This is a genomic window from Burkholderia sp. SIMBA_051 (genome assembly GCF_046534915.1).
Taxonomy (GTDB): domain Bacteria; phylum Pseudomonadota; class Gammaproteobacteria; order Burkholderiales; family Burkholderiaceae; genus Burkholderia; species Burkholderia ambifaria.
In genome coordinates this window covers 265372-290803 of the sequence record NZ_JAWRXS010000004.1, presented here as the reverse complement: position 1 = coordinate 290803, position 25432 = coordinate 265372, and the positions used below count along the sequence as shown (strand labels likewise).

Below are 25432 nucleotides of genomic sequence, written 5' to 3'. Positions count from 1 at the left end.
ACACGAGGCCCGCGCAGCTTCGCCCAGACGATGCGCGCGTATTCCGCATGAGCGATCACACGCAAGTCTCTTCCGCGTCGCGCGACGAACGGCGCGCCCACGCGTCGCAGTTCGACCTGTTGCGCCAGCGCCGTTTCGCACCGTTCTTCACGACCCAGTTCCTGGGCGCGCTGAACGACAACGTGTTCAAGATCGGTTTCACGTCGCTCGTCACCTATCACACCGCGCGCTTCTCCGGCGTCGATGCGAAGACGGCCGCATTCCTGATTTCCGCGATCTTCATTTTGCCGTTCGTGCTGTTCTCGGCCACGTCAGGCCAGATCGCCGACAAATACGACAAGGCGACGCTCACGCGTTTCGTGAAGACCTTCGAGATCGTGCTGATGCTGGTCGGCGCGGCCGGGTTCGTCACGCACAGCGCGACGCTGCTGTATCTGTGCACGTTCATGATGGGGATGCACTCGACGCTGTTCGGCCCCGTCAAGTATTCGTACCTGCCGCAGCATCTCGGCGAGCATGAGCTGGTCGGCGGCAACGGCCTCGTCGAGATGGGCACGTTCATCGCGATCCTGATCGGCACGATCATCGGCGGCGCGGCCGCGGGCATCGAAGGCAGCGGCGAGCGCGTGCTGGCCGTCAGCGTGGTCGTCATCGCGCTGGCGGGGCGGCTCGTCGCGCAACGCGTGCCGCCGACGCCGGCGCCGCAGCCCGATCTCGTGATCAACTGGAACCCGTTCAGCGAAACGTGGCGCAACCTCGGCCTCGCGAAGCAGAACCGCACCGTGTTCCTGAGCCTGCTCGGCATCTCGTGGCTGTGGTTCGTCGGCGCGACGTTCCTCACGTCGTTCTTCAATTTCGCGAAGGACGTGCTGTCCGCGAGCCCCGACGTCGTCACGGTCCTGCTCGCGACGTTCTCGGTCGGGATCGGCCTCGGCTCGCTGCTGTGCGAGCGGCTGTCGCAGCGGCGCGTCGAGATCGGCCTCGTGCCGCTCGGCTCGATCGGCATCAGCGTGTTCGCGATCGAGCTGTATTTCGCGAGCCGCTCGCTGCCGTCGCCCGGCCATCTGCTGTCGGTGGGGGAATTCCTGGCCGGTGGGCGCCACTGGCGCATCCTGGCCGACCTGTTCCTGCTCGCGATGTTCGGCGGTTTCTACAGCGTGCCGCTGTATGCGCTGATCCAGAGCCGCAGCGCGCCCACCCACCGGGCGCGGATCATCGCCGCGAACAACATCCTGAACGCGCTGTTCATGATCCTGTCGGCCCTGATGGCGATGGGGCTGACCCACGCTGGCGTGGATATCCCGGGCCTGTTCCTCGTCACCGCGCTGTTGAACGTCGTCGTCGCGACGTACATCTACCTGCTCGTTCCCGAGTTCCTGCTGCGCTTCGTCGCGTGGGTGCTGGTGCACACGTTCTACCGGATTCGCCTCGTGCATGCGGAGCGCATCCCGGCGGAGGGCGCGGCCGTGCTCGTGTGCAACCACGTGAGCTACGTCGACGCGCTCGTGCTGGCCGCCGCGAGCCCGCGGCCGATCCGGTTCGTGATGGATCACCGGATCTTCAAGGCACGTTTTGCGAGCTGGGTGTTCCGGCATGCGAAGGCGATCCCGATCGCGCCGCGCCATGAAGATCCTGACATGCTCGCGCGTGCGTACGACGCGTGCGAGGCCGCGCTGAAGGACGGCGAACTCGTGTGCATCTTCCCCGAAGGCAAGCTGACCAAGACGGGCGACATCAACACGTTCCACCGCGGCATCACCGAAATCCTGGGGCGCACGCCGGCGCCCGTGATTCCGATGGCGCTGCGCGGGCTGTGGGGCAGCTATTTCTCGCGCCATTCCGATGCGCGGATGCCGCGGCCGATCAAGCGCGGCGTGATGAGCCGGCTGACGCTCGCGGTCGGCGAGCCGATGCCGGCGTCGGTCGCCACACCCGAGGCGCTGCAGGCCGCGGTGACCGAACTGCGCGGCGCGCGCAAGTAAGCGCGGCGGGCCCGGCGGCAGCGTGCCGGGCCGTATGGATGGCCGGCCCGTATGGTCTGAACGGTTCACACGGCCCGCCGGCCCGGGACGGCTGGCATAATAGCGGTTTACCTCTTTTTCTCGACCGGCAAACGATCGGCCTGCCCGCGGCCCCGGCAGCGCATCGGTTTGTCCATTTCTCTTTGGGCGGTTCCATCATGTCCGGCAATACCCTCGGCACGCTTTTCACTGTCACGACCTTCGGCGAATCGCACGGTCCCGCGATCGGCTGCGTGATCGACGGCTGCCCGCCGGGAATGGGGCTGACCGAAGCCGACATCCAGTTCGAGCTCGACCGCCGCAAGCCCGGCACGTCGCGGCACGTGACGCAGCGCCAGGAGGCCGACGAGGTCGAGATCCTGTCGGGCGTGTTCGAAGGCGTGACGACCGGCACGCCGATCGCGCTGCTGATCCGCAACACCGACCAGCGCAGCAAGGACTACGGCAACATCGTCGAGACGTTCCGTCCCGGCCATGCCGACTACACCTACTGGCAGAAGTACGGCATCCGCGATTACCGCGGCGGCGGCCGGTCGTCCGCACGCCTGACCGCGCCGATCGTCGGCGCGGGCGCGGTCGCGAAGAAGTGGCTGCGCGAGCGTTTCGGCGTCGAGGTGCGCGGCTACATGAGCTGCCTCGGCGAGGTCGACGTGCCGTTCGTCGACTGGTCGCATGTGCGCGAGAACCCGTTCTTCTCGCCGAACGCGGCGATCGTTCCGGAACTGGAAGCCTACATGGACGCGCTGCGCAAGGACGGCGACTCGATCGGCGCGCGCATCGACGTCGTGGCGTCGGGCGTGCCGGTCGGCTGGGGCGAGCCGGTATTCGACCGTCTCGACGCGGACATCGCGAAGGCGATGATGAGCATCAACGCGGTGAAGGGCGTCGAGATCGGCGCGGGCTTCGACAGCGTCGCGCAGCGCGGCTCGGTGCACGGCGACGAACTGACGCCGGCCGGCTTCGTCGGCAACCATGCGGGCGGCGTGCTCGGCGGGATTTCGACCGGGCAGGACATCACCGTGTCGATCGCGATCAAGCCGACGTCGAGCATCCGCACGCCGCGCCGTTCGATCACGAAGGCCGGCGACGAGGCGACGGTCGAAACCTTCGGCCGCCACGACCCGTGCGTCGGCATCCGAGCGACGCCGATCGCCGAGTCGATGCTCGCGCTGGTGCTGATCGATCATGCGCTGCGCCATCGCGCGCAGTGCGGTGACGTCGAGACGTCGACGCCGAAGATTGCCGGCAGCGCGACCTGATCCGCGCGGGCCGGCATCCGCCGGCTCGACCGATACGATGCGAAACGGGGCGCGTTGAGCGCCCCGTTTTCATTGAGCTGCCCGCGCCGGAGGTGGCGGCGCGGCCGATTCACGCACCCGCAGTTCCGGCAGCACCGCGTAACCGGGTCCGGTTTCGCCGTTCCCGAGTGCGTCGAGCAACGCGTGGGCGGCCTTGCGCCCGATCGCAGCGGTGTCGACCCACATCGTCGTCAGGGACGGCCGGATTTCACGCGCCAGCGCGACGTCGTCGAATCCGGTGATCGACAATTGCGACGGCACGTCGAGCCCCAATGCCTGCGCCTCCAGCAGCGCGCCGAGCGCGAGGGCGTCGTTGCCGCAGATCACGGCCGTCGGGCGCGTCGCGCCGCTGTCGGCAATCGCGCGCAGGCTCGCCCGCCCGAACGCGATCGTTGCCGCGCCTTCGTGCTGGTGGACCGGGCGCACCGCGAGGCCACGCGCGGCAAGCGTGTCGTGAATGCCGCGCAGGCGGGCCTGCACGCGGTCGTTGTCCGCCGAAGGCTGCATGATGATCGCGAAATCGCGATGGCCGAGGTCGAGCAGATGCGTGGTCAGCCGCGCGAATGCCGCGCGGTTGTCGAAGCCGATGCAGCAGTGCGGGCTGTCGTCGCGATACGCGTAGGTCACGACATACGGCACGCGATGCTGGTGCAGCAGTTCGAAGACTTCCGGCGGATACGCTTCACCGACCAGCGACACGGCTTCCACGCCGCGCGACAGCATCGCGCGCACCTGCGCCAGCGCTTGGGCCGGATCGTAATTCGAGCAGCCGAGAAAGAGGGTGATGCCGTGTTCGGCCATGACCGCCTGCATTCCCGCTACCTGCGACGCGAACACCTGGTCGTCGAGCGTCGGGATGATCGCGCCCGTGATGTGGGTGCGCGTGGACGCGAGTGCGCGGCCGGCGGCGTTCGGAATCCAGTTCAGCGCGCGTGCGGCGTCGCGCACGCGCTGCTGTACGTCGGCCGATACCTTGCCGGGATCGTTGTACACCCGCGAAACGGTCGCGGTCGACACGCCGGCGAGTTTCGCGACATCCCCGAGCACCGACCGGCCGCTGCCGCGGCGTGCGCGCGCCGCGCCGCCGCCGGAAGGAGGCGTACTCATCGGGCCCCCTTGGCCGCGGCTGCCGCGTGGACGCCGCCCGTTCTGAAAAGCGCCATCGTTTACCCTCGATTCATCGTGGTCTCGCTTGCATTTCCAATCCGGCCTGTGAGAATGTAAGCGCTATCTTGATGCGAATCCGTATTATGTCAGACATAGATTCCTGGTGCATTGCGAAGTTTTCGTCGACGTCGGCCTTTCCGGCCCTTTTGTTTGTCTCAAATGTAAGCGGTTACATTCGATGATGAATCCTGTAAAGCCACCGCGGATCGCCGTCGTCGGCAGCGTCAACGTCGATCTCGTCACGCGCGCGCCGCGTCTGCCCGTACCGGGCGAAACATTGCTCGGCACCTCGTTCCAGACCGTCCACGGCGGCAAGGGGGCGAACCAGGCGGTGGCTGCCGCGCGCCTCGGTGCGTCGGTCGCGATGATCGGCTGCGTCGGCAACGACGCGTTCGGCGCACGCCTGCACGACGCGCTTGCGGCGGAGCGTATCGACGTCACGCACCTGCGCCGGATCGACGGCGAGGCAACCGGCGTCGCCACGATCACGGTCGACGCACACGGCGCGAACAGCATCGTCGTGGTGCCCGGTGCGAACGCCTGCGTCGATGCCGCGCTGATCGATGCGTCGCGCGACGTGATCGCCGGCGCGGCGCTGATGGTGTGCCAGCTCGAGGTGCCGATCGAGACCGTCGCGCGCGCCATCGGCAGCGCCATCGCGCACCGGACGCCCGTGCTGCTCAATCCGGCGCCCGCCCGGCCGCTGTTCGACGCATTGCTGGCCCGCATCGACTACCTCGTCGTCAACGAAACGGAAACGGAGTCGCTGACCGGCATCGCCGTCGGCGACGACGCGTCGGCGGTGCGCGCCGCCGATGCGCTGTGCGCGAAGGGCGTCGGCAACGTGCTGGTCACGCTCGGCGCGCGCGGCGTCTGCTGGCGAGGGACGGCAGGGCATGGCCGCCATCGGGCGAGGGCGGTGGTCGCCGTCGATACGACGGCGGCCGGCGACACCTTCGTCGGCGGCTTCGCGGCGGCCCGCGCGAGCGGTGCGTCGATGGATGACGCCATTGCGTTCGGCCAGCACGCGGCCGCGATCAGCGTGACGCGCCACGGCGCGCAAACCTCGATTCCGACACGCGAAGAAGTGGAGCGTGCGGCCGTATAGATTCCGCGACGACGGAACGGGCAGCAGCCCGGCCAACCATTCAGGACAATGGAGACAGACGCAATGAACGAGAATCATGCAGTTCCAACGGCGCCGCCACGCATCCGGCGCGGACAACGTATCGCGCTCGCGCTGCTGATGGTGAGCGGGATCGTCAACTATCTCGACCGCGGCACGCTGGCCGTCGCGAGTTCGGCCATCCGGAACGATCTGGGTCTGTCGCTCTCCGAAATGGGCTTGCTGCTGTCGGCATTTTCGTGGAGCTATGCGTTATGCCAGTTCCCGGTCGGCGGACTCGTCGATCGCATCGGGCCGCGCCGCTTGCTGGGCGTCGGGCTGATCGTCTGGTCGCTCGCGCAGGCGTCGGGCGGCATCGTCGCCACCTTCGGCTGGTTCATCGTCGCGCGTATCGTGCTCGGCATCGGCGAGGCGCCGCAGTTCCCGTCGGCGGCGCGGGTCGTGAGCAACTGGTTTCCGCTGCGTGCGCGCGGGACGCCGACCGGCATCTTCAACGCGGCATCGCCGCTCGGCACCGCGCTCGCGCCGTTGCTGCTGGCGGTGCTCGTCGCGTCGTTCAACTGGCGCTGGGCGTTCATCGCGACGGGGGCGCTCGGCCTCGTCGTCGCCGTGATCTGGTTCGCCCTGTACCGCGATCCGGCGCGTGCGCAACTGACGGTGGCCGAACGTGCGTATCTCGACGCCGATGCGCAGACGGCCGTCGCGATGCCGAAGCTGACCTTCGCCGACTGGCGCAGCCTGTTCTCGCACGGCACGACCTGGGGCATGCTGATCGGATTCTTCGGTTCCGTGTATCTGAACTGGGTCTACCTGACCTGGCTGCCGGGGTACCTGACGATGGAGCGTCACATGAGCCTCATTCGCACCGGGTTCGCGGCGTCGGTGCCGTTCCTGTGCGGATTCGTCGGGTCGCTGGTCGCCGGCTGGCTGTCGGATGTGGTCACGCGCCGCAGCCGCTCGCCGGTCGTGAGCCGGCGCAACGCGGTGGTCGTCGCGATGCTCGGGATGGTCGCATTCACGATTCCGGCCGCGCTCGTGCAGAGCAACACGGTCGCGCTCGCGTGCATTTCGGTCGTGATCTTTCTCGCCAATGCGGCATCGGCGTGTTCGTGGGCGCTCGCGACGGCGGCCGCACCGCCGAGCCGCATCGCATCGCTCGGCGCGATCCAGAATTTCGGCGGTTTCATCGGCGGGGCGCTCGCGCCTATCCTGACGGGTGTGATCGCGCAGAAGTGGTCGTTCGTGCCCGCGCTGCTGACGGCGGCGGCAATCGCCTTCGCCGGGGCGATGGCCTACCTGCTGCTGGTTCGCAAGCCGATTCCCGAGCAGGCCGCGAGTACCGCGTCCGGCGCGCTGCCGGCCTGAGCGCCGCGCCTCCATCACGCATTCAAGAAAGCAAGGAGAAACAGATGCAACACCATCAGCAGTCGAGCGCGACCATCGAGGGGATCGTACCGGTGATGCTGACGCCGTTCGACGACGCCGGCGCCATCGATTACGCGGGGCTCGAGCGACTCATCGAATGGTATCTGGCGCACGGTGCGGATGCGCTGTTCGCGGTCGCACAATCGAGCGAGATGCAATTCCTGAGTCTGGCCGAACGGGCGGAACTCGCGCGTTTCGTGGTCGAACGCGTGGCCGGGCGCGTGCCCGTCGTCGCGTCCGGACACATCAGCGACGATCTCGATGCGCAGGTCGCCGAGCTGCGCGCGGCCGCGGAATCGGGCGCGCAGGGCGTCGTGCTCGTGACCAATCGGCTCGACCCGCAGCGCAAAGGCAGCGCCGCGTTTCTCGACCATCTTCACAAGCTGCTTGCGCGCCTGCCGTCGGATCTGCCGCTCGGCTTGTATGAATGTCCGGCGCCATACCGCCGATTGCTGTCCGATGACGAACTGCGTGCGTGTATCGACACCGGCCGCTTCGTGATGCTCAAGGACGTGAGTTGCGACCTGGAGACGGTGAAGCGGCGCGTGGCGCTCGCTGCGGGATCGCCGCTGAAGATCCTGAATGCGAACGCCGCGATCGCGTGGGATGCGATGAAGGCGGGCTCCGCCGGCTTCAATGGCGTGTTTACCAACTTTCATCCGGATCTGTATCGATGGTTGCGCACGCGGGGCGACTCGGATCCGGCGCTCGCCGACGAGTTGTCGACGTTCCTGGTGGTCTCGGCCGTATCGGAAGCACTGGGCTACCCGGCGCTGGCGAAGATCTATCACCAACGGATCGGCACGTTCGCGTCGATTCGCTGCCGCGCGATCGACTACGACGTGCGCGAGCGCTTCTGGGCGCTCGATGCGGTGCTCGACAAGATCGTGTCCGGTACCGAGCACTTCCGTCGGCGGATCGCGGCGCGCTGACCGGTCCGCTCCGGCGTGCCGTGCGTGAGTCGCACGCCGGAGGGCGGGCAGGGCAGCATCGACGGTCGACCGGGCGAAAAAAAACGCCGTGCGAGGCGGCGTTTTCCGGCAGGTTACATGTTCGGGTAATTCGGCCCGCCACCGCCTTCCGGCGTGACCCACACGATGTTCTGCGTCGGGTCCTTGATGTCGCAGGTCTTGCAGTGCACGCAGTTCTGCGCATTGATCACGAGGCGATCGCCACCGTCGTCGTTCTTCACGAACTCGTACACCGCCGCGGGGCAGAAGCGCGCCTCCGGCCCCGCGTACGTGCGCAGGTTCACGTTCACCGGCACGTTCGCATCCTTCAACGTCAGGTGCGCAGGCTGGTTTTCCTCGTGATTCGTGTTCGAGATGAACACCGACGAGAGACGATCGAACGTCAGCTTGCCGTCCGGCTTCGGATACTCGATCGGCGTGCATTGCGACGCCGGCTTCAGCATCTCGTGATCCGCATGCTTGTGATGCAGCGTCCACGGCACGTTGCCGCCCATCACCTTCTGCTCGAGCCCGACCATCAGCGTGCCGAGGTACAGCCCCTTGGCCATCCACTGCTTGAAGTTGCGCGCGCGGTACAGCTCCGTGTACAGCCACGATTGCTTGAACGCATCCGGATACGCGTTGAGCTCGTCCGACTGACGGCCGGCCTGCACCGCATCGAACGCGGCATCCGCCGCCAGCATGCCGGTCTTGATCGCCGCGTGGCTGCCCTTGATTCGCGACGCGTTCAGGAAGCCTGCGTCGTCGCCGATCAGCGCGCCGCCCGGGAACACCGTCTTCGGAAGCGACAAGAGGCCGCCGGCCGTGATCGCCCGTGCGCCGTACGACACGCGCTTGCCGCCTTCCAGGAACGCGCGGATCGACGGATGCGTCTTGTAGCGCTGGAATTCCTCGAACGGCGACAGGTACGGGTTCGTGTAGCCCAGGCCCACCACGAAGCCGACCACCACCTGGTTGTTGTCCATGTGATACAGGAACGAGCCGCCGTACGTATCGGACTTCAGCGGCCAGCCGGCCGTGTGGATCACGAGGCCGGGCTTGTGCTTCGCCGGATCGATCTCCCACAGCTCCTTGATGCCGATCCCGTACGCCTGCGGATCCGCGTTCGCGTCGAGCTTGAACTTCGAGATCAGTTGACGGCCGAGGTGGCCGCGGCAGCCTTCGGCGAACAGCGTGTACTTCGCGTGCAGCTCCATGCCGAGCTGGAAGTTCTCGGTCGGCTCGCCGTCCTTGCCCACGCCCATGTTGCCGGTGGCGACGCCCTTCACGGAGCCGTCGTCGTTGTAGAGAATCTCGGCTGCCGGGAAGCCCGGGAAGATCTCGACGCCCAGCGCTTCGGCCTGTGCCCCCAGCCAGCGCGTGACGTTGCCCAGCGAGATCACGTAGTTGCCGTGGTTCTGGAAGTTGGCGGGCAACGCCCAGTTGGGCGTGGTGACCGCGCTGTTCTCGGACAGGAACAGGAAGCGATCTTCCGTCACCGCGACGTCGAGCGGCGCGCCGCGTTCCTTCCAGTCGGGGAACAGTTCGGTGATCGCGCGCGGGTCCATCACCGCGCCCGACAGGATGTGCGCGCCGATCTCGGAACCCTTCTCGAGCACGCACACGCCGATCTCGGTGCCTTTCTCGGCGGCCAGCTGCTTGAGCCGGATCGCCGCCGACAGCCCGGCGGGGCCGCCGCCGACGATCACGACGTCGTATTCCATCGATTCGCGCGGGCCGTACTGCTCGATGAGGCTTGCGGGGGTCATTGGCGTTCCTCTAACCGTTAGAATGCTTTTATTCGGGAGCGTATTGTCTGCGAAACGAAACGCTTGCCGCAACAGCATGCGAATAGATTAGCACGATCGTTCTATTTTTTGTGCCAGGGTTATGCTGCGTGGGGCAGGGCGCCCGTCGCGGCGAAACGATATCGAAAGGGGATGTGCAATGGGTCGATCGATCAATCTGGAAGGCAAGGTCGCGCTGGTCACGGGCGCATCGAGCGGGCTTGGGCAACGCTTCGCGCAGGTGCTGTCGCAGGCCGGTGCGAAGGTCGTGCTCGCGAGCCGCCGCGTCGAGCGCCTGAAGGAACTGCGCGCGGAGATCGAGGCGGCGGGCGGTGCCGCACACGTCGTGTCGCTCGATGTCACCGACGTGCAGAGCATCAAGGCGGCCATCGCGCACGCGGAGACGGAAGCCGGTACGATCGACATCCTCGTGAACAATTCGGGCGTCTCGACGATGCAGAAGCTCGTCGACGTCACGCCGGCCGATTTCGAATTCGTGTTCGACACCAACACGCGCGGCGCGTTTTTCGTCGCGCAGGAAGTCGCGAAACGGATGATGATGCGTGCGAACGGCAACGGCAAGCCGCCGTACCGGATCATCAACATCGCGTCGGTGGCCGGCCTGCGCGTGTTCCCGCAGATCGGGCTGTATGCGATGAGCAAGTCGGCGGTCGTGCAGATGACGCGCGCGATGGCGCTCGAATGGGGCCGCCACGGGATCAACGTCAATGCGATCTGTCCGGGCTATATCGACACCGAAATCAATCATTACCTGTGGGAAACCGAGCAGGGCCAGAAGCTGCAGTCGATACTGCCGCGCCGGCGGGTCGGCAAGCCGCAGGATCTCGACGGGCTGTTGTTGCTGCTCGCGGCCGACGAGTCGCAGTTCATCAACGGCTCGATTATCTCCGCCGACGACGGCTTCGGCCTCGCCTGAGTGGATGACATTCAGCAACAAAGAAGACTGCAATGAGCGAATATTCCCCCGTATTTGAAATGTCGATGCCGATCCGCTGGGGCGACATGGATGCGTTCGGCCATGTGAACAACACGGTCTATTTCCGCTACATGGAACAGGCGCGGATCTCGTGGTTCGAGGAACTCGGCATCGCGGGCGGCAACGGCGAGGGGCAGGGGCCCGTGATCGTCACGGCGTCGATGGAGTTCCTGAAGCAACTGCACTATCCGGGCGACGTGATCGCGCGGATGTCGGCCGCGAAGCCGGGCCGCAGCAGCTTCGACACCGGTTTCGAGCTGACGCGCGCGGACGATCCGCAGCACGTCTACGCGCGCGGCAATGCGCGCTGCGTGTGGGTCGACTATGCGCTCGGCAAATCGGTGCCGCTGCCGCAACTGTTGCGCGATACGATCGAGCGCGCGCTCGCGGCGAAGGTCGGCTGAGCGCGGCGGCATCGACGCCGGTGCACGGGCGCCGGTGTGTCGCCATTTCCTGAAGTTCTCCCGAATCGGCCGCGTCACGCGGCCGATTGCCATTGCGGCGCGCGAGTCACTGGCCGAGCAGGCGCTGCAGCAGCTCCGGCGTATTGTTCGTGCCGTACTTGCGCATCAGCCGCGCGCGATAGATGTCGACCGTGCGCGAACTGATGTCGAGCATGCGCCCGATCTGCTTGCTGGTCTTGCCGGTCGCGAGCTGCGCGGCGATCTCGCGTTCGCGCGGCGTCAGCTCGACGGCGACGCGGCGTGTCGCGCTCAAGTCCTCGAAGGTCCAGATGCCGGCCGCGAGCGGTGCGGTGCGGTCGAGCGCGCGGCCCGTCACATGGCACCAGAACAGCTCGCCGTCGGCCCGTTTCATGATTCTGTCATCGGCGTAGATGCCGTTCGCGATCATCACGCGCGAAATGCGTTCGCCGATCCGCTGGAATTCACCCGGCGACGGATAGAGCACCTCGTATGACTTCCCGAGCAGATCGGCGCGCGCGCAGCGGAAGATCGACGCGAGCGCGTCGTTGCAGTCCTCGATCACGCGGTCGCGCGACATCACGAGGCCGAGCGGCGCGAGGTGAAAGGCAGTCTGGTAATCGAGAGCGGGCATGGCGCAGGCAGGCGGAGGGAAATGCTTATGTATTTTTGCGTATTGTGCCGTATCCGCGCCGCATCGTACCCTTTCAGGCATCTCGCGGTGGTTTGCCGCGATATAAAAACAGCGCGCCTCGACGCAGGTATCGCCGTGCATGCATAGAATGGTGCGGCGGGCTTGCGGCCCAGTGGGCGCGTGAACCGGTTTTGCTGGTTTCCATAGAGGAAGGGACATACAGATGAACAAAGTATATCCAAGCGCGGCCGCCGCGCTGGAAGGGATCGTCCGTGACGGACAGACCTTCGCGGTGGGCGGCTTCGGCCTGTGCGGGATTCCCGAGGCACTGATCGGCGCGTTGCGCGATTCGGCCGTCAAGGGCATTACCTGCATCAGCAACAACGCGGGCGTCGACGGCTTCGGTCTCGGCCTGCTGCTGGAAACGCGCCAGATCAAGAAGATGATCTCGTCGTACGTCGGCGAGAACAAGGAGTTCGAGCGCCAGTACCTGGCCGGCGAACTCGAGCTCGAATTCACGCCGCAGGGCACGCTCGCCGAGAAGCTGCGCGCGGGCGGCGCCGGCATTCCCGCCTTCTTCACGAACACCGGCTACGGCACCGTGATCGCGGAAGGCAAGGAAACGCGCCAGTTCGGCGATCGCCACTACGTGCTCGAGCCGTCGCTGACGGCCGACGTCGCGCTCGTGAAGGCGTGGAAGGCCGACAAGTCCGGCAACCTGATCTATCGCCGCACCGCGCGCAACTTCAACCCGATGTGCGCGATGGCCGGCAAGATCACCGTCGTGGAAGTCGAGGAGATCGTCGAGAACGGCACGCTCGATCCGGACCAGGTTCACACGCCGGGCATCTTCGTGCAGCGCATCGTGCTGAACGCGACGCCCGAGAAACGCATCGAACAACGCGTCGTACGCGCGAAAGGAGACTGACATGGCCTGGAATCGTGACCAGATGGCCGCGCGCGCGGCGAAGGAACTGCAGGACGGCTTCTACGTGAACCTCGGCATCGGCCTGCCGACGCTCGTCGCGAACCACGTGCCGGAAGGCGTCGAGGTGTGGCTGCAGTCGGAGAACGGCCTGCTCGGCATCGGCCCGTCGCCGACCGAGGACGAAGTCGACGCGGATCTCATCAACGCCGGCAAGCAGACCGTCACGACGCTGCCGGGCTCGTCGATCTTCTCGTCGGCCGATTCGTTCGCGATGATTCGCGGCGGCCACATCAACCTCGCGATCCTCGGCGCGATGCAGGTCAGCAAGACGGGCGACCTCGCGAACTGGATGATCCCGGGCAAGATGATCAAGGGGATGGGCGGCGCGATGGATCTCGTCGCGGGCGTGAAGCGCGTCGTCGTGCTGATGGAGCACGTCGCGAAGGGCGACCAGCACAAGATTCTCGACGAATGCAACCTGCCGCTGACGGGTGTCGGCGTGGTCGACCTGATCATCACCGATCTCGGTGTGATCGAAGTGACGCCGGCCGGCCTGAAGGTGCTCGAACTCGCCGACGGCGTGAGCGCGGAAGAGATCCAGGCGAAGACGGGCGCACCGCTCGATGTGAGCGCGGTCGCCTGAGCATCGTTCTTTCCGCATGACCCTCGACGCCCCGCGTTCCGTCAGGAACGCGGGGCGTTTTGCCATCACCGCACGCGTCACGCGATCGCGCCGCCGCCGTCGATCAGTACCGTCGAACCGGTCGCGTAAGGCGTCGTGGCCAGGTAGACGATCGCGTTCGCGACGTCCTCGGGCTGGCCCACGCGGCGTGCGGGCAGGCGCTGGGCGGCGCCGGCGTACATCGCATCGCGCGCGTCGGGGGCGAGCTTGTCCCACAGCGGCGTCGCGATCAGGCCCGGCGACACGGTGTTCACCCGCACGGGCGCCAGCTCGAGCGCGAGGCCGCGGGCGAGCGCCTCGAGCGCCGCGTTGATCGCACCCTGCAGCACCGACGACGCGCTCGGCCGCACGCTGAGATAACCCGACACGAATGTCAGCGAACCGCCGGGTGCGATGTCGATCGAGCGGGCGATGCGGTATGCGCCCCAGAACTTGCTGTCCATCGCAGCCTGCGCGTCGGCAAGCGGCAGTGCGCGCAGCGGGCCCGTGGCCGTCTTCGCGGCCGAAATCACGACGTGATCGAACTGGCCGACGCGCGCGCAGAACGCATCGACGGCCGCCGTATCGGTGATGTCGAGCGCTTCGGTGCGCACGTGCCCGTCCGACGCGGCATCTGCACCGGCCCTGGCCGGGTCGCGCGATGCGATCGTCACGACAGCGCCGCGTTGCGCGAAGGCTTTCGCGGCCGCGGCGCCGATACCCGAGCTGCCGCCGACAACAAGTACTTTCTTTCCGTGGAGTGGATCGTTCATGGTGTTGGTCCGATAAGAGGAGGTGAGCGGAAGCCGGTCAGATCGTTTCGGCTTCGCGCAGCGTCGACGGGCTGCGCAGCGCGAAGCGGGCGATGTCGTCCTTGCGCATGAAGGCCACCCCCGGATGCGATCGGGCGTAGCGCAGGAAAGCGTCCCAGGCGCGGACCATCTGCGGTGTGCCGCTGATCCGGTCGTGCGCGCTGATCGACATCAATCTGCGCCGCTGCCCGGCTTCCGCGTACAGCTGGTCGAAATCGAGCTTGATCTGCTCGAGAAACATCGTCGGCGAGTAGTTGCGGCCCTCGATCAGCAGGATGTCGTTGTTGCGCAGCGTGTACGGGACGACCACGAAATCGCGACCGCCGACGGTCTCGATGAACGGCTCGTCCCGGCTGACGTCGTCGATGTGATACACGTAACCGAGTTCCTGCAGCAGCGGCAGCGTGTGCGGGCCGCGCCGCAGCCAGTTGCAGTTGTAGCCGACCGGGCGCTGTCCCGTCACCGCTTCGACCATGTCGCGGGCCTCGGTGAGGAAACGACGCTCGTCGTCGCGGTTCATCGCGAATTGCGAGCGCCATGTCGGGCCGTGCGCGGCCGCTTCGTGGCCGCGCGACACGATCTCGCGCGCCAGTTCGGGATGCCGGCGTGCGGCCTCCCCGATCATGTGCGACGTGACTTTCACGCCATGCCGATCCCACAGGTCGAGCAGGCGCGGAATCCCTTCACGATAGCCATACGCGAACCACGTGGCCGACGCCAGATCGACCGGCACCGACGATGGAAATTCGACGGGCGGGAACGGGCTGTCCGCGCCCTTCGGCGGTTGTCCGCCGGCCTCGAATTGCATCGAGATCGAGATGACGAGCCGCGTATCGTTCGGCCAGAATCCGCCGGCGCGCGTGTCTTCCGGCTGCGGTGCCGACGCGGCGGCGGCCGGCTGCGAGGCGCCCGCGACCATCACGACGCCGGCCGCCAGCCCGGCGCCGGCCTGTGCCAGAAACGTGCGGCGCGCCGGAGGCGTCGGCGAATGGGAGTCGTTGTAACTCATCGTCCTCTCCTTCAGCCGACGAGCCCGAGCTGACGCATCAGCGTCAGGTTGTCCTCGATGTGCCAGTTTTCCGCAATCCGGCCGTGATCGATCCGGTAGATGTCGGTCGCGATGAAGTCGACCGTCTGCCCGCTGCCGGCCGTGCCATTGAACGTGCCGGTGAAGTGCCCGCGAAAATGCAGGTGCACGACGACCCGGTCGCCCGCGACGATCATCTGCTCGATGTCGCAACGCAAGTCCGGGATGGCCGCGCGCATCGTTTGGGATGCCGCGAGCGGTCCGGATACACCCTGTGCGCGGCCGGCCGGAAGCGTCCGGTCGATGAAGCCGGTGGCGAGTGCCGTTTGGGCGAGGCTGGCGTCGCCGGTATCCCAGAACGTGCCGTAGCGACGCGCGGCGAGGATCTGCGCGCGTGCCTGCTGGGCCGGCAGGTCGGCCGCGACGGTCGGGCTGTGCGGCTCGACGAGGCCGGCCGCGTGGGAGGCGGCCGGCGACAGCGCAACGACGCAGGCGGCCGCGGCGATGACACGGGTGATCGGGCGAGCGGCCGAAAGAAGGCGAATCGACATGGTTTCGGGTGTCCTGTGGATGGCGTCGTGCGACGACGCGGAACAGGTATGGTAGGTTTTCGATTTCCATCTAAATACGGTCAGAAATCGAATGGATTATTCGAAAAAAGGAAAGGTTTGCTCGGGGACGGTGCCGCGATGCTGATCGACGATCTCCCGGCGCTCGATACCTTCGCGAGGATCGTGTCGGCCGGCAGCCTGTCGGCGGCGGCGCGCGAGCTGGACTTGTCGCTGTCCGTCGTCAGCAAGCGGCTTGCGCATCTCGAATCGCAGCTCGGCGTGCGTCTGCTGCACCGGACGACGCGGCAGCAGACGCTGACCGACGACGGTGCGCAGTTCCACGCGCAGGTGCTGCGCATCCTCGCCGAAGTCGAGCGTGCCGAAACGCTGATGAGCGATCGCCGCGGCACGGTCGGCGGTGTGCTGCGCGTGACGGCGCCGGGCGAGCTCGGCCGGTTGCGGATCGCGCCGCTCATCGCGGCGTTTCAGCGGCGGCATCCCGAACTGATCGTGCAACTGATGCTGACCGATGCGATCGTCGATCTGCTCGCGCACGACATCGATATCGCCGTGCGGATCGGCAGCCTCGCCGATTCGACGATGATCGCGCGCGAGCTGGCGCCCAATCATCGTGTGCTTTGCGCGTCGCCGGGCTATGTCGCCGCGCACGGTTTGCCGGCTGAACCGGCCGAGCTGCGTGCGCACCGATGCATCGTGATGGGCGACCAGCCGCGTGCCGAGTGGCGGTTCGACGGTGAACACGGCGCAGTTGCGGTCGAGGTGACGGCCGCGCTGCTGACGAACGACGGCGGCGCGGCGCGTACGTTGGCGCTGGAGGGGGCGGGCATCGCGCTGAAGTCGATCTGGGACGTCGGTGCCGATCTCGATGCCGGTCGACTGATCCGCGTGCTGCCGGCATTCGCGGCGCCGGCGGCGCCGCTTCATGCGGTTTATCCCGGTGGTCGTCACGTGCCGTTGCGCGTGCGCGCATTCGTCGATTTCCTGCGCGAGCAGTTGCGCGACGCATGGGGCCGCGGCGGCTGAGCGCGCGCGAACGATGTGCCTGCGGTAGGGCGTGCGTGACGACCTGCGTTGACGAAGCGGTTTACAATCGTTTGCATCGGGCGGCGCACGCGTTGCCCGCCGCGCCGCCTCCGTTCGACAGGATCCCAACGATGCCGATCACCTCAGCGAATCCCCCGGTTCCCCGTCAGCGACGCGTGCAGTGTGCAAGCGCCGCCGGCCTTCACCACGTCGCCTATACCGAATGGGGCGACCCGGCCAATCCGCGCGTGCTGGTCTGCGTGCATGGCCTGACCCGTTCGGGGCGCGACTTCGACCGGCTCGCCGCCGCGCTGTCCGATACGTATCGCGTCGTCTGCCCCGACATCGTCGGGCGCGGTCGCTCCGACTGGCTTGCCGATCCGCGGCATTACGCGATTCCGCAATATGTGGCCGACATGGTCACGCTGATCGCGCGGCTCGACGTCGAGTCGGTCGACTGGTTCGGCACGTCGATGGGCGGGCTGATCGGCATGGCGCTCGCGGGGCTGCCCGGTTCGCCGCTGCGCCGGATGATCGTCAACGACGTCGGCCCGCGCATCGAACCCGATTCGCTGACGCGCATCGGCGAATACCTCGGCGTGCAGCCGCGCTTCGCGACCGAGCAGGAGGGCGTCGACTATCTGACGTCGCTGTCGTTGCCGTTCGGGGAGTTGACCGCCGACGAATGGCGCGAGATCAACCGGCCGTTGCTGCGCGAGCTGCCCGACGGCGGCTGGACGATGCGCTACGATCCGCGCATCGCCCAGCCGTTCAAGGCGACGACGGCCGAGCTGGCCGCGCTCGGTGAGGCCGCGCTGTGGCGCGCGATCGAGACGACCGATGCGTCGCTGCTCGTCGTGCGCGGCGCCGATTCAGACCTGTTGTCGCGCGAGACCGCCGCCGAGATGGTGCGCCGCGGCCGGCATGTGGCGCAGGCGGAAATTCCGGGCACGGGGCACGCGCCGGCATTCCTGAACGCCGACCAGATTGCGCTCGCGCGGCGGTTTTTCGTCGAAGGCGTCTCATAAACGCGTCATAATATGCGGTTCGGCGCCGCGCCGTCGCCGATTCTTCACCACTCAAACGACCGGAACATTCCATGGCAGTCATTCGTCACCACGTCGGAGCCCGTCTCTCCGAAACCGCGATCCACAACGGTACCGTGTATCTGGCTGGCCAGATCGCCGAAGACACCACCCAGGACATCAGGGGCCAGACGCGCGAAGTGCTGGGCCACATCGACCGCCTGCTCGCCGAAGCGAACAGCGACAAGGCGCATCTGCTGTCGGTGCAGATCTACATTTCGGATCTCGCGAACTTCGAAGGCATGAACGCGGAGTGGGACGCGTGGGTCGCGCCGGGCAACACGCCGCCGCGCGCGACCGTCGAGGCGAAGCTCGCGGATCCGGCGCTGCTGGTCGAGATCGTCGTCGTCGCCGCGCAGCGGAGCTGAGCGAAGCATCACGATGACCGCAATACGCCAGGCCGTGCGATGACCGAGTCCGTTACCGCTTCTTCCGTCGCGGCGCCGTCGTTCGACGACGTGCTCGCGTTCGTGCGCGAGCGGGCCGGCGACGCGCGCCTGTCGACGGGCGAACTGCTCGCCGATCACTCGGCGGGCACGGCGTCGATCATGCGCACGTTGAACGTCGACCCGCAAGCGATGCAGGCGGCCGCGCTGTTCGTGCTGACGCCGCATCTGAACGATCCCGAGCGGGAACTGACCGAACGGTTCGGCGTAGAGGTCGCGCGGCTCGTGTCCGACGTGCGCAAGCTGCTGCGGCTCGGCACCGTCAGCCTGCGCGCGCAGAATGCGATGCCTGAAGCCGGGCGCGACGCGGCGGAAGAGCGGCGCACGCAGATCGAGGCGCTGCGCAAGATGCTGCTCGCGTTCGCGCAGGACATCCGCGTGGTGCTGATCCGGCTGGCGTCGCGGTTGCAGTCGCTGCGGTATTACGCGGCGGCGAAGATCGAGCCGCCGCCCGACGTCGCGCGCGAGACACTCGAGATCTACGCGCCGCTCGCGAACCGTCTCGGCATCTGGCAACTGAAGTGGGAGCTCGAGGATCTCGCGTTCCGCTTCGAGGATCCGGTCACCTACAAGCGCATCGCCAAGCTGCTCGACGAGAAGCGCGTCGAGCGCGAGGCGTACGTCGCCCAGGCGATCGAGCGGCTCCAGCACGAGCTGGCGGAGGCGCACATCTCGGCCGACGTGAGCGGGCGGCCGAAGCACATCTACAGCATCTGGCGCAAGATGCGCGGCAAGGAGCTCGACTTCGCCGAGCTGTACGACGTGCGGGCGTTCCGCGTGATCGTGCCGGACATCAAGGATTGCTACGCGGTGCTCGGCATCGTGCATCACCTGTGGCAGCCGGTGCCGAAGGAATTCGACGACTACATCTCGCGCCCGAAGCCGAACGGCTACAAGTCGCTGCATACGGTCGTGATCGGCGACGACGGTCGCGCGTTCGAAGTGCAGATCCGCACGCAGGAAATGCACCGCTTCGCGGAGTACGGGATCGCCGCGCACTGGCGCTACAAGGAAGCCGGCGCACGCGGCTATGGTGGCCAGTTCTCGGCGAGCGACAAGTACGACGAGAAGATCGCGTGGCTGCGCCAGCTGCTCGCATGGAAGGACGACGTCGAAGTGTCGGGCGACCAGGCGTGGGCCCAGCTGCGCGAGACGTCGCTCGACGACGACCACATCTACGTGCTGACGCCGCAGGCGCGCGTGATCGCGCTGCCACAGGGTGCGACGCCGGTCGATTTCGCGTACCACCTGCACAGCGAGCTCGGCCATCGCTGCCGCGGCGCGCGCGTCGACGGCGTGATGGTGCCGCTGAACACGTCGCTCGCGAACGGCCAGACGGTCGAGATCGTCGCGGTGAAGGAGGGCGGCCCGTCGCGCGACTGGCTGAACCTGCAACTCGGCTACCTGAAGAGTTCACGCGCGCGACAGAAGGTGCGCGCGTGGTTCAACTCGATCGAGCAGGAAGAGAACATCGCGCATGGCCGCGCGCTCGTCGAAAAGACGCTGCAGCGCGAGGGCAAGACGTCGGTCAATCTCGACAACCTCGCCGCGAAGCTCGGCTTCAAGTCGCCCGACGAACTGTTCTCGGTCGTCGGCAAGGAAGAATTCAGCCTGCGCCACGTCGAGCACGCGCTGTCCGATGCGCCGCCGCCCGAGCATGCGCCCGAGGCGCCCGCCGATTTCGAGAAGCGCAGCAGCGGGGCGAGTGTCGCGCACGGCGCGTCGACCGGCGTGCTGGTGGTCGGCGTCGATGCGCTGTTGACCCAGCTTGCGCGCTGCTGCCGTCCGGCGCCGCCCGACCCGATCAGCGGTTTCGTCACGCGCGGCAAGGGAATGTCGATTCACCGCAGCGACTGCCCCACCTTCCGGCGGATGGCCGAACGGGCGCCGGAGCGCGTGCTGCAGACGACCTGGTCCGCCGACGTGCTGGGCGGACGCGGCGCGTCCGTCTATCCGGTCGACCTGATGATCGAGGCGAGTGACCGGCAAGGCTTGCTGCGCGACATCTCGGAAGTGTTCGCGCGCGAGAAAATGAACGTGGTGGGCGTGAAGACGCAGAGCCGCCGCAATGCGGCGTTCATGCAGTTCACGGTCGAGGTGTCGAATTCCGCGCAGGTGCAGCGTGCGTGCACGCTGCTTGGCGAAGTGGCGGGCGTCGTGCGGGCGGGGCGCAAGACGTGACGCCCTCGTAATGGGGGCGGAACGCGGTCGTTTTGCTGCGGCCGCATAAAACACTTGCCAAGTCGGCGCTGGCTCCATATAATCTTAGCTTCTCTAGGCTCGTAGCTCAGCTGGTTAGAGCACCACCTTGACATGGTGGGGGTCGTTGGTTCGAGTCCAATCGAGCCTACCAACGAATTGAGAATGCCCGGTTTCCGGGTATTCGATGCAGTAGATAACTCAACGCGAACAGGGCGAATACGGTTATGACACCGCGAACGTTGACCGAAACCTTTTCGGAGCGACGCTAGTCGAGGAACGTTTTCGCCCTTTCAGCCTGAGTGAAGTATCGAATGCGGCCCCTCGAAAGCGGGGCCGCATTTTTTTTGTCGCGAAATTTCGCGCGCGACTTTTATATCGCGTACCTGGTTTGCCGCCCACTGTCGGCATCACGGAGATTGCTATGGTTTCGATACGCTTGCCTGACGGCTCAGTTCGACAATACGAGCATCCGGTGACAGTTGCCGAGGTTGCAGCCTCGATCGGTCCCGGCCTCGCGAAGGCTGCGCTTGGAGGCAAGCTCGACGGCGAGCTCGTCGACACGTCCACGGTCATCGATCGCGACGCAGCGCTCGCGATCATCACGGACAAGGATGCCGACGGTCTCGACATCATCCGTCACTCGACCGCGCACTTGCTCGCGTACGCGGTGAAGGAACTGTATCCGGATGCGCAGGTGACGATCGGTCCCGTGATCGACAACGGCTTCTACTACGACTTCTCGTATAACCGCCCGTTTACGCCCGAAGATCTGGAAAAGATCGAAAAGCGCATGCAGGAAATCGCGAAGAAGGACGAGCCGGTGACGCGCCGCGTCGTGTCGCGCGACGAGGCGGCCGGCTATTTCCGCAGCATCGGCGAGAAGTACAAGGCCGAGATCATCGAATCGATTCCGCAAACCGACGAAATCAAGCTGTACTCGCACGGCGGCTTCACGGATCTGTGCCGCGGCCCGCACGTGCCGTCGACCGGCAAGCTGAAGGTCTTCAAGCTGATGAAGGTCGCGGGCGCGTACTGGCGCGGCGACTCGAAGAACGAGCAGCTGCAGCGCATCTACGGTACGGCCTGGACGAAGAAGGAAGACCAGGACCAATACCTGCACATGCTCGAGGAAGCGGAAAAGCGCGACCACCGCAAGCTCGGCAAGCAGCTCGACCTGTTCCACATGCAGGAAGAGTCGCCGGGCATGGTGTTCTGGCATCCGAAGGGCTGGGCGCTGTGGCAGCAGGTCGAGCAGTACATGCGCCGCCGCGTGAACGACGCCGGCTACCTCGAGATCAAGACGCCGATGATCATGGACCGCTCGCTGTGGGAAGCGTCGGGCCACTGGCAGAACTACCGCGAGAACATGTTCACGACGGAGTCGGAGAAGCGCGACTACGCGATCAAGCCGATGAACTGTCCGGGGCACGTTCAGGTGTTCAAGCACGGCCTGCGCTCGTACCGCGACCTGCCGCTGCGCTATGCGGAATTCGGTTCGTGCCACCGCAACGAGGCATCGGGCGCGCTGCATGGCCTGATGCGCGTGCGCGGCTTCGTGCAGGACGATGCGCACATCTTCTGTACGGAAGAGCAGTTCATCGCCGAGTCGATCGCGTTCAATACGCTGGCGATGAGCGTGTACAAGGATTTCGGGTTCGAGCACATCGATATCAAGCTGTCGCTGCGCCCCGAACAGCGTGCGGGCACCGATGAAACGTGGGATCGTGCCGAGCAGGGCCTGCGCGACGCGCTGACGGCGTGCGGCCTGTCGTGGGAAGAGCTGCCGGGCGAGGGTGCGTTCTACGGTCCGAAGATCGAGTACCACATCAAGGATGCGCTCGGCCGTTCGTGGCAGTGCGGCACGCTGCAGCTCGACATGGTGCTGCCGGAGCGCCTCGGTGCCGAGTACGTCGCGGAGGACAACAGCCGCCGCCGGCCGGTGATGCTGCACCGTGCGATCGTCGGTTCGATGGAGCGATTCCTCGGCATTCTGATCGAGCACCATGCCGGCGCGATGCCGGCCTGGCTCGCGCCGTTCCAGGCAGTTGTGCTCAATATCGCCGAAAGTCAGGTGGAATATGCACACTCTCTGACCCAAACGTTGCAAAAACAAGGGGTTAGGGTGGCGGGCGATTTGCGCAACGAGAAGATTAGCTATAAAATACGCGAGCACACGCTGGAAAAGGTGCCTTATCTCCTCGTCGTGGGTGATAAGGAGCGTGATGCGCAAACGGTAGCCGTGCGTGCCCGTGGCGGCGTCGATCTTGGCGTTATGCCGATCGAAGCCTTCGTTGAGCGTCTGCAGGAAGACCTGCGTTCGTTCAAGTAACCGCCCTGGCAGCGCGGCTCGTTTTTTTAATTTTTAGAGGAAACGTAACATCGCTACTGATAAGTCGTCGCATCGCATCAACGGTGAAATCTCTGCGCCGGAAGTGCGTCTGGTCGGGCTCGAGAACGAACCGCTCGGTATCGTAAAACTCGCTGATGCGTTCCGTAAATCGGAAGAACTGGATGTCGACCTCGTGGAAATCGCGCCGCAAGCGGTTCCCCCGGTCTGCCGCCTGATGGACTACGGCAAGTTCAAGTATCAGGAGTCCAAGAAGCAGCACGAAGCGAAGCTGAAGCAGAAGGTCATCCAGGTGAAGGAAGTCAAATTCCGCCCGGGTACCGATGACGGTGACTACAACGTCAAGCTCCGCAATCTCGTGCGCTTCCTCGAAGAGGGCGACAAGACGAAGATCACGTTGCGTTTCCGCGGCCGCGAAATGGCTCACCAAGAGATCGGCATGCGGATGTTGGAACGTCTGCGCACGGATCTCGAGGAAGTCGGCCAGGTCGAGCAGATGCCGAAGATGGAAGGGCGCCAGATGATCATGGTGCTCTCGCCGAAGAAAAAGAAGTAACGGGCCCGCGCGCACGGCGCGCAGGTTCGCAAGTGGTTCGGTGCGTTGCCCGGTCAGGGTGGCGCGCCAGCAATGACGGCGGCTGCGCAAGCGGTTCGCCGTACACAAGTGGACTGGGTTTCGAAGGGCGGGTCAAGGGCGCATGCCAACCGCACACCCATCGCCATCTAATAAACTGGAGTTGTTCGTCATGCCTAAGATGAAGACCAAGAAGAGTGCTGCAAAGCGCTTCGTGGTGCGTCCGGGCGGTACCGTCAAGCGCGGTCAAGCCTTCAAGCGTCACATCCTGACCAAGAAAACCACGAAGAACAAGCGTCACCTGCGCGGCGCAACGGCAGTTCATGATTCCGATCTGAACTCCGTCCGCGCAATGCTGCCGTTCGCGTAACCCCTCAACTGATACTCTAAGGAGAGAAACATGCCTCGAGTCAAACGTGGGGTAACCGCACGGGCCCGCCACAAGAAGATCATCAAGCTGGCCAAGGGTTATCGCGGCCGTCGCAATAACGTCTACCGCATCGCCAAGCAGGCGGTGATGCGTGCTGGTCAGTACGCGTACCGCGATCGCCGCAACAAGAAGCGTGTGTTCCGCGCATTGTGGATCACGCGTATCAACGCGGCAGTTCGCCAGCACGACATGACCTACAGCGTGTTCATCAACGGCCTGAAGAAGGCGTCGATCGAACTCGACCGCAAGGTCCTGGCCGACATGGCGGTGTTCGACAAGGCTGCTTTTGCTGCGATCGTCCAGCAGGTGAAAGCCGCCGTTGCAGCCTAATTGCGAAATTAGCACTGCGTGGTGAGTTGCAGCGATGTTCCGGTAGTTTCGGCCGCTGCAGCGAAAACGGGGCTCTTCCGAGCCCCTTTTTTGTTTGGTGGGCAGATTTGCTCGCCAAGACCGAATGACGTTGGAAATGATGGGATCTATGGATCTGGACCAGATTGTCGCCGACGCGCAGCAGTCCTTCGAACAGGCTGCCGACATCACCACGCTCGAAAACGAGAAAGCACGATTTCTCGGCAAGTCGGGTGCGCTGACCGAGTTGCTCAAGGGCCTCGGCAAGCTCGATCCCGAAGCACGCAAGACCGAAGGCGCACGCATCAACGTCGCGAAGCAGCAGGTTGAAGCCGCGCTGAACGCACGTCGCCAGGCGCTCGCCGACGCGCTGCTGAACCAGCGCCTCGCCGCCGAGGCGATCGACGTCACGCTGCCGGGCCGCGGCGCCGGTGCAGGCAGCCTGCACCCGGTGATGCGCACGTGGGAGCGCGTCGAACAGATTTTCCGCTCGATCGGCTTCGACGTGGCCGACGGTCCCGAAATCGAGACCGACTGGTACAACTTCACGTCGCTGAACAGCCCGGAGAACCATCCGGCGCGTTCGATGCAGGACACCTTCTACGTCGAAGGCAAGGATGCCGACGGCCGCCAGCTGCTGCTGCGCACGCACACGAGCCCGATGCAGGTGCGTTACGCGCGCATGAACCGTCCGCCGATCAAGGTGATCGCGCCGGGCCGCACGTACCGCGTGGACAGCGATGCGACGCACTCGCCGATGTTCAATCAGGTCGAGGGGCTGTGGATCGACGAGAACATCAGCTTCGCCGACCTCAAGGGCGTCTATACCGATTTCCTGAAGAAATTCTTCGAGCGCGACGACATCCTCGTGCGCTTCCGTCCGTCGTATTTCCCGTTCACGGAACCGTCGGCCGAGATCGACATGATGTTCGAGCACGGCAAGAACGCCGGCAAATGGCTCGAGATCTCGGGCTCGGGGCAGGTGCATCCGACCGTGATCCGCAACATGGGCCTCGATCCCGAGCGCTACATCGGCTTTGCGTTCGGCAGCGGCCTCGAGCGCCTGACGATGCTGCGCTACGGTGTGCAGGATCTCCGGCTGTTCTTCGAGAACGACCTGCGTTTCCTGCGCCAGTTCGCATAACGCACG

24 protein-coding genes and 1 tRNA gene are annotated in these 25432 nt (G+C 65.7%); 19 read left to right on the top strand and 6 right to left on the bottom strand.

Features of this window, described 5'->3' with window-relative positions; translation table 11 throughout:
* Positions 1-47: 47 nt before the first annotated feature.
* Positions 48-1982, top strand: coding sequence for an MFS transporter (locus SB771_RS11730; protein ID WP_105830863.1), 1935 nt, complete (start codon positions 48-50; stop codon positions 1980-1982).
* Positions 1983-2179: 197 nt separating this feature from the next.
* The gene (aroC, locus tag SB771_RS11725) at positions 2180-3280 is read left to right on the top strand and encodes a chorismate synthase (protein WP_165751292.1); all 1101 of its coding nucleotides are present in this window, start codon (positions 2180-2182) and stop codon (positions 3278-3280) included.
* Positions 3281-3349: 69 nt separating this feature from the next.
* On the opposite strand, the gene SB771_RS11720 is transcribed toward aroC, so the two are convergent.
* A complete protein-coding gene (locus SB771_RS11720; protein WP_175662581.1) occupies positions 3350-4426 on the bottom strand; it encodes a LacI family DNA-binding transcriptional regulator in 1077 nt (358 codons plus the stop codon).
* Positions 4427-4664: 238 nt separating this feature from the next.
* On the opposite strand from SB771_RS11720, the gene rbsK reads away from it, so the two are divergent.
* The 3 genes from rbsK to SB771_RS11705 all read left to right on the top strand — a co-directional run bounded on the left by rbsK (position 4665) and on the right by SB771_RS11705 (position 7969).
* Complete coding sequence (gene rbsK, locus SB771_RS11715; RefSeq protein ID WP_175662627.1) at positions 4665-5594, top strand: ribokinase; 930 nt, start codon at positions 4665-4667, stop codon at positions 5592-5594.
* A 63-nt stretch (positions 5595-5657) separates the two neighbouring features.
* Positions 5658-6977, top strand: a complete 1320-nt coding sequence (locus SB771_RS11710; RefSeq protein ID WP_175662580.1) for an MFS transporter — start codon at positions 5658-5660, stop codon at positions 6975-6977.
* Positions 6978-7021: 44 nt separating this feature from the next.
* Positions 7022-7969, top strand: coding sequence for a dihydrodipicolinate synthase family protein (locus SB771_RS11705; protein ID WP_175662579.1), 948 nt, complete (start codon positions 7022-7024; stop codon positions 7967-7969).
* Between the two features lie 113 nt (positions 7970-8082).
* Here SB771_RS11705 and SB771_RS11700 read toward each other — a convergent pair whose 3' ends face one another.
* Positions 8083-9756, bottom strand: coding sequence for an electron transfer flavoprotein-ubiquinone oxidoreductase (locus SB771_RS11700; protein ID WP_175662578.1), 1674 nt, complete (start codon positions 9754-9756; stop codon positions 8083-8085).
* A 178-nt stretch (positions 9757-9934) separates the two neighbouring features.
* On the opposite strand from SB771_RS11700, the gene SB771_RS11695 reads away from it, so the two are divergent.
* Positions 9935-10711 carry an SDR family oxidoreductase gene (locus SB771_RS11695; protein WP_011656663.1) on the top strand — a complete coding sequence of 259 codons (777 nt, stop codon included), beginning with the start codon at positions 9935-9937 and terminating at the stop codon, positions 10709-10711.
* A gap of 32 nt (positions 10712-10743) precedes the next feature.
* Positions 10744-11175, top strand: a complete 432-nt coding sequence (locus SB771_RS11690) for an acyl-CoA thioesterase (RefSeq protein WP_006753331.1) — start codon at positions 10744-10746, stop codon at positions 11173-11175.
* A gap of 106 nt (positions 11176-11281) precedes the next feature.
* Here SB771_RS11690 and SB771_RS11685 read toward each other — a convergent pair whose 3' ends face one another.
* Positions 11282-11827 (bottom strand): PAS and helix-turn-helix domain-containing protein, encoded by a 546-nt coding sequence (locus SB771_RS11685; protein ID WP_011656664.1) that lies wholly within the window; start codon positions 11825-11827, stop codon positions 11282-11284.
* 223 nt (positions 11828-12050) lie between these two features.
* Here SB771_RS11685 and SB771_RS11680 point away from each other — a divergent pair, with 223 nt between their 5' ends.
* Positions 12051-12755, top strand: a complete 705-nt coding sequence (locus SB771_RS11680) for a CoA transferase subunit A (RefSeq protein ID WP_006753329.1) — start codon at positions 12051-12053, stop codon at positions 12753-12755.
* Position 12756: 1 nt separating this feature from the next.
* Positions 12757-13398, top strand: a complete 642-nt coding sequence (locus SB771_RS11675) for a CoA transferase subunit B (protein WP_354161904.1) — start codon at positions 12757-12759, stop codon at positions 13396-13398.
* Positions 13399-13475: 77 nt separating this feature from the next.
* Here the strand turns inward: SB771_RS11675 and SB771_RS11670 are convergent, their stop codons facing one another.
* From SB771_RS11670 to SB771_RS11660, 3 genes are read right to left on the bottom strand one after another with little or no spacing between them, the layout of a single operon-like run.
* The gene (locus SB771_RS11670) at positions 13476-14189 is read right to left on the bottom strand and encodes an SDR family oxidoreductase (RefSeq protein WP_175660672.1); all 714 of its coding nucleotides are present in this window, start codon (positions 14187-14189) and stop codon (positions 13476-13478) included.
* 37 nt (positions 14190-14226) lie between these two features.
* Positions 14227-15237, bottom strand: coding sequence for a polysaccharide deacetylase family protein (locus tag SB771_RS11665; protein ID WP_175660673.1), 1011 nt, complete (start codon positions 15235-15237; stop codon positions 14227-14229).
* Between the two features lie 11 nt (positions 15238-15248).
* Entirely contained in the window at positions 15249-15806 is a 558-nt protein-coding gene (locus tag SB771_RS11660; RefSeq protein ID WP_175660674.1) for an ester cyclase, read from the bottom strand.
* Between the two features lie 138 nt (positions 15807-15944).
* Here SB771_RS11660 and SB771_RS11655 point away from each other — a divergent pair, with 138 nt between their 5' ends.
* From SB771_RS11655 to pheS, 10 genes are all read left to right on the top strand, one after another.
* Complete coding sequence (locus SB771_RS11655) at positions 15945-16850, top strand: LysR family transcriptional regulator (RefSeq protein ID WP_175660885.1); 906 nt, start codon at positions 15945-15947, stop codon at positions 16848-16850.
* A 131-nt stretch (positions 16851-16981) separates the two neighbouring features.
* Complete coding sequence (locus SB771_RS11650) at positions 16982-17878, top strand: alpha/beta fold hydrolase (protein ID WP_175660675.1); 897 nt, start codon at positions 16982-16984, stop codon at positions 17876-17878.
* Positions 17879-17949: 71 nt separating this feature from the next.
* Positions 17950-18303 (top strand): RidA family protein, encoded by a 354-nt coding sequence (locus SB771_RS11645; RefSeq protein ID WP_006486103.1) that lies wholly within the window; start codon positions 17950-17952, stop codon positions 18301-18303.
* Positions 18304-18342: 39 nt separating this feature from the next.
* On the top strand, positions 18343-20562 hold the full coding sequence (locus SB771_RS11640; protein ID WP_175660676.1) for a RelA/SpoT family protein: 2220 nt from the start codon (positions 18343-18345) through the stop codon (positions 20560-20562).
* 95 nt (positions 20563-20657) lie between these two features.
* Positions 20658-20734, top strand: a tRNA-Val gene (locus tag SB771_RS11635).
* A gap of 270 nt (positions 20735-21004) precedes the next feature.
* A complete protein-coding gene (gene thrS, locus SB771_RS11630; protein ID WP_011656673.1) occupies positions 21005-22912 on the top strand; it encodes a threonine--tRNA ligase in 1908 nt (635 codons plus the stop codon).
* A 49-nt stretch (positions 22913-22961) separates the two neighbouring features.
* Positions 22962-23486, top strand: a complete 525-nt coding sequence (gene infC / locus SB771_RS11625; protein WP_081467222.1) for a translation initiation factor IF-3 — start codon at positions 22962-22964, stop codon at positions 23484-23486.
* A gap of 190 nt (positions 23487-23676) precedes the next feature.
* Positions 23677-23874, top strand: coding sequence for a 50S ribosomal protein L35 (gene rpmI / locus SB771_RS11620; protein ID WP_004191477.1), 198 nt, complete (start codon positions 23677-23679; stop codon positions 23872-23874).
* Positions 23875-23904: 30 nt separating this feature from the next.
* Positions 23905-24264 (top strand): 50S ribosomal protein L20, encoded by a 360-nt coding sequence (gene rplT / locus SB771_RS11615; protein ID WP_006052502.1) that lies wholly within the window; start codon positions 23905-23907, stop codon positions 24262-24264.
* A gap of 148 nt (positions 24265-24412) precedes the next feature.
* A complete protein-coding gene (pheS, locus tag SB771_RS11610; RefSeq protein WP_041489802.1) occupies positions 24413-25426 on the top strand; it encodes a phenylalanine--tRNA ligase subunit alpha in 1014 nt (337 codons plus the stop codon).
* The last annotated feature ends 6 nt before the right edge of the window (positions 25427-25432 follow it).

Excerpts from the sequence above, each read along its gene's own strand:
- SB771_RS11730 (WP_105830863.1), top strand. The coding sequence starts at position 48 with ATGAGCGATCACACGCAAGTCTCTTCCGCGTCGCGCGACGAACGGCGC.
- aroC (WP_165751292.1), top strand. The coding sequence starts at position 2,180 with ATGTCCGGCAATACCCTCGGCACGCTTTTCACTGTCACGACCTTCGGC.
- SB771_RS11720 (WP_175662581.1), bottom strand. The coding sequence starts at position 4,426 with ATGAGTACGCCTCCTTCCGGCGGCGGCGCGGCGCGCGCACGCCGCGGC.
- rbsK (WP_175662627.1), top strand. The coding sequence starts at position 4,665 with ATGATGAATCCTGTAAAGCCACCGCGGATCGCCGTCGTCGGCAGCGTC.
- SB771_RS11710 (WP_175662580.1), top strand. The coding sequence starts at position 5,658 with ATGAACGAGAATCATGCAGTTCCAACGGCGCCGCCACGCATCCGGCGC.
- SB771_RS11705 (WP_175662579.1), top strand. The coding sequence starts at position 7,022 with ATGCAACACCATCAGCAGTCGAGCGCGACCATCGAGGGGATCGTACCG.
- SB771_RS11700 (WP_175662578.1), bottom strand. The coding sequence starts at position 9,756 with ATGACCCCCGCAAGCCTCATCGAGCAGTACGGCCCGCGCGAATCGATG.
- SB771_RS11695 (WP_011656663.1), top strand. The coding sequence starts at position 9,935 with ATGGGTCGATCGATCAATCTGGAAGGCAAGGTCGCGCTGGTCACGGGC.
- SB771_RS11690 (WP_006753331.1), top strand. The coding sequence starts at position 10,744 with ATGAGCGAATATTCCCCCGTATTTGAAATGTCGATGCCGATCCGCTGG.
- SB771_RS11685 (WP_011656664.1), bottom strand. The coding sequence starts at position 11,827 with ATGCCCGCTCTCGATTACCAGACTGCCTTTCACCTCGCGCCGCTCGGC.
- SB771_RS11680 (WP_006753329.1), top strand. The coding sequence starts at position 12,051 with ATGAACAAAGTATATCCAAGCGCGGCCGCCGCGCTGGAAGGGATCGTC.
- SB771_RS11675 (WP_354161904.1), top strand. The coding sequence starts at position 12,757 with ATGGCCTGGAATCGTGACCAGATGGCCGCGCGCGCGGCGAAGGAACTG.
- SB771_RS11670 (WP_175660672.1), bottom strand. The coding sequence starts at position 14,189 with ATGAACGATCCACTCCACGGAAAGAAAGTACTTGTTGTCGGCGGCAGC.
- SB771_RS11665 (WP_175660673.1), bottom strand. The coding sequence starts at position 15,237 with ATGAGTTACAACGACTCCCATTCGCCGACGCCTCCGGCGCGCCGCACG.
- SB771_RS11660 (WP_175660674.1), bottom strand. The coding sequence starts at position 15,806 with ATGTCGATTCGCCTTCTTTCGGCCGCTCGCCCGATCACCCGTGTCATC.
- SB771_RS11655 (WP_175660885.1), top strand. The coding sequence starts at position 15,945 with ATGCTGATCGACGATCTCCCGGCGCTCGATACCTTCGCGAGGATCGTG.
- SB771_RS11650 (WP_175660675.1), top strand. The coding sequence starts at position 16,982 with ATGCCGATCACCTCAGCGAATCCCCCGGTTCCCCGTCAGCGACGCGTG.
- SB771_RS11645 (WP_006486103.1), top strand. The coding sequence starts at position 17,950 with ATGGCAGTCATTCGTCACCACGTCGGAGCCCGTCTCTCCGAAACCGCG.
- SB771_RS11640 (WP_175660676.1), top strand. The coding sequence starts at position 18,343 with ATGACCGAGTCCGTTACCGCTTCTTCCGTCGCGGCGCCGTCGTTCGAC.
- thrS (WP_011656673.1), top strand. The coding sequence starts at position 21,005 with ATGGTTTCGATACGCTTGCCTGACGGCTCAGTTCGACAATACGAGCAT.
- rpmI (WP_004191477.1), top strand. The coding sequence starts at position 23,677 with ATGCCTAAGATGAAGACCAAGAAGAGTGCTGCAAAGCGCTTCGTGGTG.
- rplT (WP_006052502.1), top strand. The coding sequence starts at position 23,905 with ATGCCTCGAGTCAAACGTGGGGTAACCGCACGGGCCCGCCACAAGAAG.
- pheS (WP_041489802.1), top strand. The coding sequence starts at position 24,413 with ATGGATCTGGACCAGATTGTCGCCGACGCGCAGCAGTCCTTCGAACAG.